This window comes from Bacillus sp. 205(2023) (assembly GCF_037027485.1).
GTDB classification, from domain to species: domain Bacteria; phylum Bacillota; class Bacilli; order Bacillales; family Bacillaceae; genus Bacillus; species Bacillus halotolerans.
Genome location: NZ_JAXCHF010000022.1, coordinates 1 through 12,626 on the forward strand (window position 1 = coordinate 1; position 12,626 = coordinate 12,626).

General features: G+C 37.9%; 13 protein-coding genes. 10 read left to right on the forward strand and 3 right to left on the reverse strand.

Going from position 1 to position 12,626, the window contains the following annotated elements; translation table 11 throughout:
• The coding region (locus tag WA325_RS21010; RefSeq protein ID WP_134980913.1) for an IS3 family transposase at positions 1 to 85 on the forward strand (85 nt) is incomplete at its 5' end.
• A gap of 58 nt (positions 86 to 143) precedes the next feature.
• Here WA325_RS21010 and WA325_RS21015 read toward each other — a convergent pair.
• A complete protein-coding gene (locus WA325_RS21015; RefSeq protein WP_336184159.1) occupies positions 144 to 1,007 on the reverse strand; it encodes an NAD(P)-dependent oxidoreductase in 864 nt (287 codons plus the stop codon).
• Between the two features lie 99 nt (positions 1,008 to 1,106).
• Complete coding sequence (gene corA, locus WA325_RS21020; RefSeq protein WP_202853208.1) at positions 1,107 to 2,066, reverse strand: magnesium/cobalt transporter CorA; 960 nt, start codon at positions 2,064 to 2,066, stop codon at positions 1,107 to 1,109.
• A 118-nt stretch (positions 2,067 to 2,184) separates the two neighbouring features.
• Between corA and WA325_RS21025 the strand changes: the two genes are divergently transcribed.
• On the forward strand, positions 2,185 to 3,048 hold the full coding sequence (locus tag WA325_RS21025) for a DNA-3-methyladenine glycosylase family protein (RefSeq protein ID WP_105954827.1): 864 nt from the start codon (positions 2,185 to 2,187) through the stop codon (positions 3,046 to 3,048).
• A gap of 113 nt (positions 3,049 to 3,161) precedes the next feature.
• Positions 3,162 to 4,562, forward strand: a complete 1,401-nt coding sequence (gene rlmD, locus WA325_RS21030; protein WP_227599257.1) for a 23S rRNA (uracil(1939)-C(5))-methyltransferase RlmD — start codon at positions 3,162 to 3,164, stop codon at positions 4,560 to 4,562.
• 948 nt (positions 4,563 to 5,510) lie between these two features.
• Here the strand turns inward: rlmD and WA325_RS21035 are convergent.
• Positions 5,511 to 6,908, reverse strand: a complete 1,398-nt coding sequence (locus tag WA325_RS21035) for a S8 family serine peptidase (RefSeq protein ID WP_336184160.1) — start codon at positions 6,906 to 6,908, stop codon at positions 5,511 to 5,513.
• A 421-nt stretch (positions 6,909 to 7,329) separates the two neighbouring features.
• Between WA325_RS21035 and WA325_RS21040 the strand changes: the two genes are divergently transcribed.
• The 7 genes from WA325_RS21040 to WA325_RS21070 all read left to right on the forward strand — a co-directional run.
• Positions 7,330 to 9,099, forward strand: a complete 1,770-nt coding sequence (locus tag WA325_RS21040) for an ABC transporter ATP-binding protein (RefSeq protein WP_258182228.1) — start codon at positions 7,330 to 7,332, stop codon at positions 9,097 to 9,099.
• A gap of 29 nt (positions 9,100 to 9,128) precedes the next feature.
• Positions 9,129 to 11,726, forward strand: coding sequence for a class III lanthionine synthetase LanKC (gene lanKC / locus WA325_RS21045; RefSeq protein ID WP_336184161.1), 2,598 nt, complete (start codon positions 9,129 to 9,131; stop codon positions 11,724 to 11,726).
• 89 nt (positions 11,727 to 11,815) lie between these two features.
• Positions 11,816 to 11,935 carry a class III lanthipeptide gene (locus tag WA325_RS21050; protein ID WP_188323619.1) on the forward strand — a complete coding sequence of 40 codons (120 nt, stop codon included), beginning with the start codon at positions 11,816 to 11,818 and terminating at the stop codon, positions 11,933 to 11,935.
• 46 nt (positions 11,936 to 11,981) lie between these two features.
• Positions 11,982 to 12,110 (forward strand): class III lanthipeptide, encoded by a 129-nt coding sequence (locus WA325_RS21055; protein ID WP_188323620.1) that lies wholly within the window; start codon positions 11,982 to 11,984, stop codon positions 12,108 to 12,110.
• 27 nt (positions 12,111 to 12,137) lie between these two features.
• A complete protein-coding gene (locus WA325_RS21060) occupies positions 12,138 to 12,257 on the forward strand; it encodes a class III lanthipeptide (protein ID WP_187265387.1) in 120 nt (39 codons plus the stop codon).
• Positions 12,258 to 12,277: 20 nt separating this feature from the next.
• Complete coding sequence (locus WA325_RS21065; RefSeq protein WP_188323621.1) at positions 12,278 to 12,409, forward strand: class III lanthipeptide; 132 nt, start codon at positions 12,278 to 12,280, stop codon at positions 12,407 to 12,409.
• 141 nt (positions 12,410 to 12,550) lie between these two features.
• Positions 12,551 to 12,626, forward strand: a 76-nt coding sequence (locus WA325_RS21070) for a class III lanthipeptide (protein ID WP_202853938.1), incomplete at its 3' end; no start/stop codon positions are given.

A 12,626-nucleotide genomic window follows, 5' to 3' on the forward strand; every position in this document is an offset into this window, starting at 1 on the left:
ATACATTTATTATTATAACAACATTCGTATTCAAACGAAACTAAACAGCCAATCACCGATAAGCTATCGGCAATTGGCTGTATAAAAGGTGTTTTGATCCCTGTCTCAAAAACGGGGGTCAGTCCCGCATGGAGAGGCTTTTTCTATTTTTCTATGCATTTTATTAAAGCGGCCCAATCTAGGTTTTCAAGCCCTTTTTCAATACCGCTTTCAAAATGGCTTTTCGCCAGCTCGGCAAGAGGGAGGTTTGCAGAAACCTGCTCCGCGGCGGCGAGCGCCAGATTGGTGTCCTTCAACCCTAATGACATTTTAAAGCCCGCCGGCTCAAATGTTTGCTCGGCCATGATCGTTCCGTAATTTTGATATACAGGGGAGCCGAAAAGCGCGTTGGCGATCTCTAAAAATTGTTTTTGCTCTAATCCGTATTTCTCCATCATCAGGAATGATTCAGATAACGCCTCCAGCATGGATACGAGCAGGAAATTGATGCTGATTTTCGCTGCGTTTGCTGTTTTGCTTTCTTCGCCGACGTCAAACACTTGCTGACTCAAGCTTTCGAGCAGAGGTTTTGCTGTTTTTTTCGCTTCCGCGGGTCCTGCCGCTATAATGCGAAGCGCGGCTTTTGCGGCGGCATCCGGTCTTCCCAGCACAGGAGCCGCAAGGAAGGTTTGTCCTTTTTCTGCATGGGCGGCCGCGAGTTTTTCTGAGAACTCAACACTGATCGTGCTCATCGAAATGTGAATGCCATTCTCTGATAATCCTTCAATCAATCCGTCTTTGCCGAAAGTCACGGCGCTGACAGAATTATCATCAGAAAGCATTGTCACAACGATATCAGCGGTCTCGGCCGCCTGGCGCGGCGTTTCTGCCACTTGGGCGCCTTGGGATGCGAATTCTTCCGTCTTTTCTTTCGTCCGATTGTATACTGTCAAACGATAGCCTGCTTGAAGCACGTTCCGGGCAATGGGCTGTCCCATATTGCCGAGTCCGATTACAGCGATTTTCAATCTGATCACTCCCTGAACATTTTTTTCATTATATACAAAATGAACAGGATATGCTGGAAATCGGCTTACCAAAATAAAAAGAACAGCTTCACGCTGTCCTCATTTAAAGATGTTGAACCATCCTTTATGTACAAACCATATCAGCATGCCGGCCACAAGAGCGGCCATCAGGCCAAGCACGGCGAAATATCCGTATTTCCAGTGAAGCTCCGGCATGTTGTCGAAGTTCATGCCGTAAACGCCGGCGATAAACGTGAGCGGGATAAAAATCGTAGACACGATGGTCAATGTCATCATAATCGCATTCATCCTGTTCGAATTCAGTGTCACGTAGCTGTCACGCAAATCGGACGTCATGTCGCGGTTAGATTCCACAATTTCTGTAAGCTTTAATAAATGATCGTAAATATCGCTGAAGTATGCCTTTGTTTCCCGCTGCTCTTTCACATGGTCAAGGCTTAAAATCCGATACAGCAAATCACGCATCGGAATAATGGTCCGCCTGAGATGCAATAGGTCTGTTCTGAGGTCAAACACCTCGCTCATCAGCGTCCCGTACGTTTTGTGGCTGCGGCTGTCTTCAATCTCATTCAGCCGGTCTTCTATTTTGTACACCAGAGGAAAATATTCATCAACAAGCTGATCCATGATCATGTAAGAAATATGCCCCGGCCCTTTTTTTAACATGTCCGGTGAAGCATATAATCGCTCCCGGACTTTGGAGATACCGGGCGTTTCGTGTAAATGAAAGGTGACGACAAATTTTTCGCCTTGAAAGATATCGACTTCCTCGGTCTCAAGTGTTTCCTGATTCAGCGCATGAAGCACGTAAAAGCGATAGCCGTCGTAATGGTCAAGCTTCGGGCGCTGCATATGCTGAAAGCAATCTTCAATCGCAAGCGGATGAAAATGAAAAAAATCTCTCAATAACGCGGTTTCCGTTTCCTCCGGGCCGTAAAAATCAACCCAGTACCACGCAATATCCGGCTGTTCAACCCGTTCGATCGGTATATTTTTCAAAAGCTGATGCTGTGTTGTGATAGCGGTAATGTTGATCATAAACAACCCTCCACCTGCCATTATATCATGCGGCCTTTTTCAGAAAAGTATACAGTGTTTTCTGCCGGTTTCCAGCGGCGTGGTATACTGAACAAAAAACGGAAAAAGGGCTGATCATATGTGGAAAGAAAAAGTATCGGTCACACCGCCGTACCATTTTGACCGTGTACTCGACAGGCTGTCGTTAGATCCTCTTAATGCAGTTGATTTGAAAGCACGGGAAATAAGAGTGCCGATCAGAAATAAGGCCGGTGACGTATGTATTGTGAAGGTGCAGGCGTTAGGCCATGCGGACGAGCCCGAGTTTCTCGTCAGCGGGGAAACAGAGCAGGAAGACATGATGAAGGAAATCAAACGGATTTTTCAATGGGAACATGATTTACAGTATGTCCTTGATCATTTCTCAAAAACGAATCTTTCCGCGATTTTTGAAGATCATGCAGGCACGCCGCTCGTATTGGACTACAGCGTGTACAACTGTATCATGAAATGCATTGTGCACCAGCAGCTGAATCTATCTTTTGCGTACACCTTGACAGAACGGTTTGTCCATACGTTCGGCGAGCAGAAGGACGGCGTGTGGTGCTATCCGAAGCCGGAAACGATTGCGGCGCTGGATTATCAAGATCTCCGCGAGCTCCAGTTCAGCATGAGAAAAGCGGAATACGCCATTGATACATCAAGAATGATCGCAGAAGGCACACTCGACTTGTCAGAGCTGCCCCAACTGACAGATGAAGACATCATGAAGAAACTGATCAAAATCAGAGGCATCGGCCCATGGACAGTACAAAACGTGCTGATGTTTGGGCTCGGACGGCCCAATTTATTCCCGCTGGCAGATATCGGACTGCAAAACGCGATCAAACGCCACTTCAATTTGGACGACAAACCGGCAAAGGATGTTATGCTCGCGATGAGCAAGGAGTGGGAGCCTTATTTGAGCTATGCGTCGTTATATTTGTGGAGGAGTATAGAATAATTCGTCTGACAATGAAGGAAATCGTGCAAACGTGTTATACTAGAAAGATGTGAAAAAAACATTTCACTTTCTGCCATCTGCAGAAAGCTTCATATAGAAACGGAGAGAACAACGTGAACCAACAAAACAAAAAGGCGCCCGTCGAACTGAAAGTCGGACAGACCTTTCCGCTGACGATTAAACGTCTTGGAATTAACGGAGAAGGCGTCGGCTATTTCAAGAAAAAAGTCGTGTTCGTGCCCGGCGCGCTTCCTGGTGAAGAGGTTGTCGTCCAAGCGACGAAAGTGCAGCCGAAGTTTTCGGAGGGACGGATCAAGAAGATTCGCAAGGCTTCGGAGCATCGGGTGGCACCGCCTTGCCCTGTCTACGAGCAGTGCGGCGGCTGCCAGCTTCAGCATCTTGCATACAGCCAGCAGCTTCGGGAAAAGCGCGACATCGTCATCCAGTCTCTGGAGCGCCATACGAAGTTTAAAGTCGAAAACATGGATATCAGAGAAACGGTCGGCATGGACAACCCATGGAATTACCGCAACAAAAGCCAATTCCAGATCGGACGCTCACAAAGCGGCAGTATCATTGCCGGCTTATACGGCCTTGATTCTCATGATATCGTGCCGATCAAAGACTGCATCGTTCAGCATCCGGCAACCAACAAAACAACAGGCATCGTCCGCCGCATTTTAGAGGACTTCAATGTGTCTGTTTATAATGAAAGAAAACGAAAAGGCGACGTTCGCACGATAGTGACGAGAGTCGGCTTTGAAACAGGCGAAGTGCAGGTCGTGCTTGTAACAGCAAAAGAAACGCTTCCGCATAAGGAAGAAATCGTCAAAGCGATCCAAAAGCGCCTGCCTGAGGTGAAATCCATTATTCAAAATGTAAACGGCGCGAAAACCTCTGTTATTTTCGGTGAGAAATCAAAACCCCTCGCCGGACATACCGTGATTCAAGAGGTGCTCGGAGACGTTTCATTTGAATTGAGCGCCCGCGCCTTCTTCCAGCTCAATCCGGAGCAAACCGTCAAGCTGTATGATGAAGTGAAAAAAGCGGCGCAGCTGACCGGGAAAGAAAAAGTCGTTGACGCGTATTGCGGCGTCGGCACCATCGGCATGTGGGTGGCGGACGGAGCGAAGGAAGTCCGCGGTATGGACGTCATCAAAGAATCGATTGACGATGCCAAGAAAAATGCCAAAAAACACGGCATGACAAACGCCACGTACGTAACAGGAACAGCCGAGCACTGGCTCCCGAAATGGACGAAAGAAGGCTTCCGCCCGGACGTCGTCATCGTTGACCCGCCAAGAACCGGCTGTGACAGCACGTTCCTGGACACGATCAAAAAAGTCAAACCGAAACGCTTTGTGTACGTTTCCTGCAATCCATCCACGCTTGCGAAGGATTTACAGGCGCTGTCGAAAGACTATCGCGTGGAATATATTCAGCCTGTCGATATGTTTCCGCAGACAGCTCACGTTGAAGCAGTGGCGAAGCTTGTGTTGAAATCGTCTCATTAAGTCCTAATCAGATCTGGATTTCGGTAGAATGAACATTGCCGATTTCCGGGTCTTTTTCATGCGCAAACCTTGCCTTGACTGTCTTTTCTGAATTTTATCTTTCCTTCATTTCTTGGAGATCTTTATTTTAACTGACGAAAAGAGTTGAAAAAGCGTGTTGAAAAGCGGGTGAAAAACAGCCAATTTTGAACAGAAAAAGTATGAAAATGGGGGTTCGGTAGGAAAAGTCTATTTTAACTCGAACGGTGGAATGCGGGTTGGAAGGGTCTGATTTAGAGATGTATATTATTTTTGTACATAGTAAGAGGGAAGAGATTTGCTTCGTCTGTAATATTTAAAACATAAATTTACAATTGGAGATATAAGAGAAGGGAGTTCATGTCTGTCCTTTTGAGTGGAATTGATGAAAGCAGCATTACTTAACGTATTTTTAAAAAATAATAAAGAAGCTAGAACACAACTAAAAGAGTATATTCTTTGGTCAAATAACAGCTATTTTCTTAGTAAATTCTAGCTTTATACAGTCATTAATTCAAATGTTATAGAAAAAATGAACTGCCTAAACGTTAACCAAGGTATACAAAGACGACTTACTTTCTAATGATAGGTTCTGAAGGGGAGGGGGTTATAAGTTTTTTATTCCCATTTTTATTATTTGGTTGGCTAATCTTTGAATACCGGCTTAGGTGCTGTTACATGCTGGGTTTAGTGCGGATAAAGAAATCAACAAGCTTGTAGCTAAAGAATTGAATACTCAGGCTGTAATAAAATATGACACAAGCAACTTAGTAATAGTAAGTTGCTTGTGAAATCAACTTGTTTAGTTATTCTCAATATCTCATAAATACGGTTTATTTCATCTCTAGCTTCATCATCATTATCGTCTAGTAATCTTTTTTTATTTATCAAAGTATTTTTAGTGAAAGTTCGATAACTGCTTAATATCTTCTATCTCTCAATATTAAGCAATGATTCGTAAGCATTTACGATACCGCTACCAACTTCATTCTTATCTAAGTTTTCAACGTGGTCTGTGTTCTGATATAAGTTTTCTTTAACCTTACGAATTGGCATCTCCTCTCCGTATTTTTCGTAGTATTCTGTCTTTAATAGGGCTGCTGTAGCAGTTACTATTGGAGCTGCTACACTTGTCCCTAAAGTAGGTTCATATCCCTCTTGAAAGCCTAGTGACTTACTTAGCGGAGTTTGCGGGATATTTACAGGGGAAGTAGTCCATACCAAGCTATATAGATCAATCTTATTTGTATCCAGAAAACTTGGGTCAAGATCACCACCTGGAGCTGCAATTGAGATGTTTTTTCCATAATTTGAGTAAGAAGCTTTTGTATTTTGCGCTGTGGTGGCAGATACAGTAATTACATCGTTATCACCACCAGGAAGATGTAGGATATTGTCCTTTGGTTTACCTAATTGTTGTGCAAGTTTTTTTGAATTTGAGATATCATATCCATGGTTTCCAGCTGCTGCAACAATTAAAGTATTGTGTTTTCTAGCGAATTTAAAAGCTTTTTCAAAAAGTTTTATAGTCTCTCTATCTTCTTTATCTTTTTTTGATAAGAAAGTAGATAAACTTAAATTAATTACGTCCATATCATCTTCCGTAGCTTTAACAATTGCGCTTATAACCCAACTTGTTTTAGATTTACCGTTTTTATCAAATACTTTATACGGCACTAAACCCAGATTTGGTCCAACTCCTTTTACACCCCCATTAGCAGCAATTATCCCAGCTACAGAAGTTCCATGCCCATAAAAGTCTTGTGTATTATCTTCAACTGGAACAAAAGACTCTCCAGTATCTACAATATTATTTTTGAGGTCTGGATGATTGAAATCTATGCCTGAATCGATTACTCCTACTTTTGTATTATGAGATCCTTTATTTATATGATAACTTCGATAATCATTTGTAACTTGCTTGATATTCCATAACCAACTGTCATAAAGAGTGTCATTATCTTCCGTGAATTGTGATGAAAATGCCACTTTAGCAGGAATCTGTTTACTTTTATCAGGAAGAGAAATCTCTTTATCCTCAATAATTTCTTTTGCGTCTAATTTTTCTTTAGCAATATCTTTGATTGCTGAAAATTGGCTTGGTTTTATATTATCTATTACCAATAAATCTAGTTCTTTAATATAATTTGTTTCTATATTTGAATACTTTTCCTGAACCTTGTTTATTGTCGATTCACTTACTTTTGAGTCGAGGTTAATTATGATAGATTCATCATAATTTGATTCTTCAGCATGAGAGCTTATAGGCTGTAAACTGGATACAATTACAAATATGAAAACCATCGAAATTCTTCTTAAATTCTTCATTTTTTATACTCCTTTCCCTTAATACAGTTCATTAAATAATAAGATTGTATATAATTTACCCCCTTTCCAAAAATAAGTATATTAAATTCAAGTTTATAAAATATAAGTAAATCAGTCAATACATATTTTTCTAATTATCAGTAATTATCCCGAGAAATTCACCTTTAGTTTGATTAAATTAAACTTCTTTTTATTCTTTTATACTACACCTTTGGTTTTGCGGGTCAAAATTACTATGGGTAAATATACATGAGTAGAATAATGCAAAACCAAAGACCTGTTTTTTCATAATTTGTAAAATTATATATTGACTTGCAGTTATTATGTGTGAAATATTGTTTATAGGAATATTAGGAAAGGTATCATGAGTCATTCGATTTAAAAAGTCGAAACATTGGAATAAATGGAAGAGGTGAAAATGATGACCAACCCCAATTTTAACTCGAAAGAGTTTTTCTTCTTACTGAGAAAAACCAGACCGAATATAAGATTATTTATATTGGCAATATTATTAAGTGGATTAAGCGCAATAGCTTCTACTTTAGTGCCTCATTATTTAAAAAGTCTAATAGACTATTATAATATTCTTGAAAAGATCAATTTATGGGATCTTTTAGGTCTTCTGGCAATATTTTTAATCAGCGGAGTAATCGGGGCAGTTGGTAGTTATATGTTAAGTGTAGTAGGATATAACGTTGTTGCAAATCTCAGAAATTTATTATGGGAAAAGATAGTAATACTACCTATAGAATTTTACGATAAGAATCGTTCTGCAGATATAGCAAGTAGATTTGTTAATGATACTACGGTGATTTACAACTTAGTAAGCAACTCTTTTTCGCAATTTATTAATGCTATATTAATAGTGCTTTTTTGTGGATTTTGGTTGTTTTACTATGATTGGCAATTGACATTGGTGATTATCGTAGCAATTCCAGTTTATTTGTTGATTTTTATACCTTTAGGAAGAATTTTATCAAAATTATCTAAAACGACACAAAGCTTAACAGGAGAATTAAATGTAAGAGCTGTTGAAACAATATCCTCAATAAGACTAATTAAATCTTCAACTGCAGAAAAATTACAAGTAGAAAGAGGAAAAGAAGATATTGAAGCTTTAAGAAATATAGGCCTAAAGCAAACAAAATGGATGGTTATTTTAAACCCTATCATTAATTTAATGATGATGCTTATCATTATTAGCATAATTGGATTCGGAGGGGTTAAATTAGCCAATGGAAGTTTATCGCCAGGAACCTTTATTGCATTTCTGACACTTATGTTCTATATCATAGGTCCACTTAATAACTTTGGGTTATTCTTTACTCAAATACAAAAGACGATAGGTGCAACAGAAAGAATTTCTCAATTGATATATGAGCAAGGAGAAGATCAGCATAAAGGGAAAGAATTAGCGGAAACCTATAAAGATTTAGTGATTGAAAATTTATCATTTTGCTATGGTAAAGAGGATAAGGCATTTTCCTTGAATAATATTAATTTAATAATAAAAGGGGGAAGTGTAAATGCCTTAGTAGGTCCTAGTGGTAGTGGTAAAACCACAATCATCTCTATTCTGGAAAGATATTATAATCCTAATAGCGGAAATATTTATTTTGGTGAAGAGAATATTGAGTTATTTTCATTAAAATCATGGCGTAGCCAAATAGGATATGTAGCACAGAATCACGATTTAATAAGTGGTACTATTAGAGACAATCTCATCTTTGGTTTAGAAAATCCCCCAGATGAAAAAAAAATAGTAGAAGCATGTAAGAAGGCATATGCATGGCAATTTATAAGTGAATTGCCTAACGAGTTAGAAACTAATATTGGAGAAAAAGGTCTAAACTTATCAGGAGGACAACGACAAAGAATTGCTATTGCGAGAATGTTTCTGAAGGATCCAAATATAATCTTTTTGGATGAAGCAACTGCAAGTCTTGACAGTCATTCTGAACAAATTGTGAACGAAGCAATGAAGAAGCTCATGAAGGATAGAACCGCTATTATAATAGCACATAGGTTATCCACCATTATAAACGCTGACAATATCATTTTTATGGAAAATGGTGAGGTGACAGGTCAAGGGAATCATTGGGAGTTAAAGCGTAGTCATAAATTGTATCGTCAATTCTGTGAGCAGCAGTTTAAAGAAGATAGTACAGATCCATTAGTATTAACCAATTAAAAAGAGCGCTTAAGAGAGGCGAGAACAAAATGGACAAAAAATTAGTTTATTTCCAACACATGAGTGAAGATTCAAAGTACTATATAGAGAAAAGCCCAAATGCAGAGACTGATCCATACGAAGTACATAATATGCCAAATTACTATACTGTTAGTACAGAATATAAATCACCGTGGAAGTTTTATAATAATCCCAATCATACCCTCAAAGAACAAGGCTGGAAAATACACATAAGTGCGACAATGAATAATGCTCAGGATATATTAAAAGTTGTGAGTCAAATTATATTTAAACATCAGATACCATTTAAGCATATTAAAGATAAACAAACTCTTTTTAATATGAATTCGAAGCATGGTAATCGAACTTCATCTGGAAAATTTATCGCTATCTATCCTTCTTCTGATAACATGTTCTTCGGGTTATTAAATGAACTTTATGAAGAATTAAAACACTACGAGAATGGACCATACATCTTAAATGACAAATCATGGAAGGGCAGCAATATATATTACCGATACGGTGCATTTAAGAATATTTACAATGAAAGAGGAGAACTGTGCATTAAAGATGAAAATGGAAATTTAATCCCAGACAATAGACAGCCATATTATAAAATACCTGAATTCGTAAGTGATTTTGATCAATATTTAGATACCAAGAATAACTTATTAGATACTCAAGATGTAAGTAATTTTAATGATTATGAGTTCCAAGGAGTCCTTAGGTTTAACAATGGTGGCGGTATATATACAGGAATAAGAAAATCAGATGGAAAGAAAGTGGTAATCAAAGAAGGGAGACCTAAAGTAGGATTAGATGGTCAATTAAATGATGCGATTGATAGATTGAATATAGAATACGAAGCATTAAATACACTTACAGAAGTTGAAGGTGTTGTTAATGTGCTCGATTACTTTAAAGCATGGAAACATGTATTTTTAGTTGAAGAATTTGTAGAAGGTGTAACCCTTCAATCATGGTGTGCAATCAATTATCCTTTCAACATTGAGAATGATAAAAATGAATACATTAGTAAGGTGAAAAAAATAATTAATAGCTTGATAGAAACAATTAAACTAGTACATAGTAAAGATGTTGGTATGGGAGATTTGCAACCCCAAAATATAATGATTACCCCCGAATCAAATGTTAAGATTATTGATTTTGAGGCTGCTAGTGCTCTCTCTGAAGAAAATGGAGCGTTGCAAACAATTGGCTATACAAATAAGAAAAATAAGAATCATAAGGAGCGAGATTGGTATGCACTAAAGAAAGTTTTAAGATTTTGTATTCTGCCAATAGGTCCAGTTACTGATATAGAAGAAAGCATTAAAAAGAAACATGATATTTGGATAGAGAATGAATTTGGCAAAGATGTTTATCAATATGTTGTAAATACAGAAAATCTATGTGACAGATACTTATCTGACACCAAAGAAAAGATATTCAAGAATAATTATGACAGTGAAATCAAAAAAGAAATGGACATGTCAAAAGTTATAAATGGATTGAGAAACAGCATAGAGAGTAATATGTTGCCCAACAGCTCGCTAATTCATGGCGATGTGCGGCAATTTGTAATGCCATCTGGAAAGTTAAATGTACTAACTGGAGGAACTGGAGCTGCATTGGCATTGTACAGATCTGGAAACGTCAACAAGCAAGTTCGGGATTGGATTGAAAATGTTTTACTGAAAAAATTGCATGTACTTAATGATGATATTGGGTTATTTACAGGACGAGCTGGTATCGCAGCAACATTGTATGAATTGGGGTACATAGAGGAAGCTATGAACTTATTCAATAATCTATCATATGAAGATATGAAAGATATTTCATTAAGGTCAGGATTGTCGGGAATAGGTCTTTCATTAATTAGCTTATACTTGGAGGAAGATAATGATGACTTTTTGGTTACTTCTGAAAAAATTGCTGATCAGATAGAAAATAGGATTATTGAAGATGATAAATTATCAGCAACTGATTTTGCAGCAGTCCCTATAGGTTTGATTGATGGTTGGTCAGGAATATCTTTATTCTATGCGGCATTATATTCAGTTACTAAGAAAGAAAAATATTATGTAAAGTCAAAAGAATATATTGAGTGGGATTTAAAACATTGTAAGGTAGATGAAGAGACGAATACTTTGCAAACGTATGATGATCAAAACCCTCGATTACTACCCTATTTATCAGGAGGATCAATCGGAATAGGAGTTGCTATTTGGTATTTAAATTATGTAGGAAATAATAATTTATTTAGAGAAGAATTAGAGCAAATAATCAATTTAAATAAAGTAAGAATTGCATATAGTGGAGGATTGTTTGATGGGGTCGGTAGTTTCTTGTTAATCCCGTCAATGACTAAGGAAAATAATGAAATCAGTCAGCAGATTGAGCTGGCATTGAAAAAACTAGAATTGTTTCTTATCCGCAAAGATGATCAAGTATTATTCCCTGGAAACTTCAGTTTTCGTTTAGCAGATGATTACTACTCTGGAAGTGCTGGCATAATATTGGGCATAAACTCTATCCAGTTCTCAAATCCGTTATATTGGTTGCCAATAATAAAAATTGATAGTTTCTTAAATAAGACTAAAAAAGAATTGTTGTTAAACAATTAAACTCTAACACTTATAGTTGATGATAATCATTGAAGATTGGAATTATAGCAGTTAATATACAGAACTTACGAAGGAGGTGAGAAAAGAAAATGAAAGAGGTGTTAGAACTTCAACAATTTAATGAAAAATCTGAAGTAGAGCCTGCGGCATGGACTGTTACTCTAACAACTATTTCTGTAACATTATCTACCATTAGCAATCATTGCTAATTGAAGCATAATCAAAGAAAGAGTACTTGAAAGGAGGTGAAACCAAATGAAAGATGTATTGGAACTTCAACAACTCAGTGAAGGATCTGACGTAGAAGCTTCAAAAGGCAAAGGTGGCTTGCTTACGCTAATCACAACGATAGTTGGCACATCTACTATTAGCAATAACTGTTAAGGGTAATTAAGAGGGGTGGATGAACAAATGAATGAAGTACTAGAGTTACAACAATTGAGTAAAGGTTCTGAAGTAGAAACAGCTGGGTGGACACTTCTGACAACACTCATCGGTACATCTACTATTAGCAATAGTTGTAATAAATGATAAAAAGGAGATGAAACCAAATGAAAGATGTATTGGAACTTCAACAACTCAATGAAGGATCTGACGTAGAAGCTTCAAAAGGCAAAGGTGGCTTGCTTACACTAATCACAACGGTAGTTGGCACATCTACTATTAGCAATAACTGTGGATAAAAGGCCACACATAACAAAAAAGATTTTCTTACGTACATCAAGTGCTGAAGTAGGAACAATGGGTGCTCACTTCTAATAACACTCATCGTACATTTACTATTAGCAAAGTTGTAATAAATGATAAAAAGGAGGTCAAACCAAATGAAAGATGTATTGGAACTTCAACAACTCAATGAAGGATCTGACGTAGAAGCTTCAAAAGGCAAAGGTGGCTTGC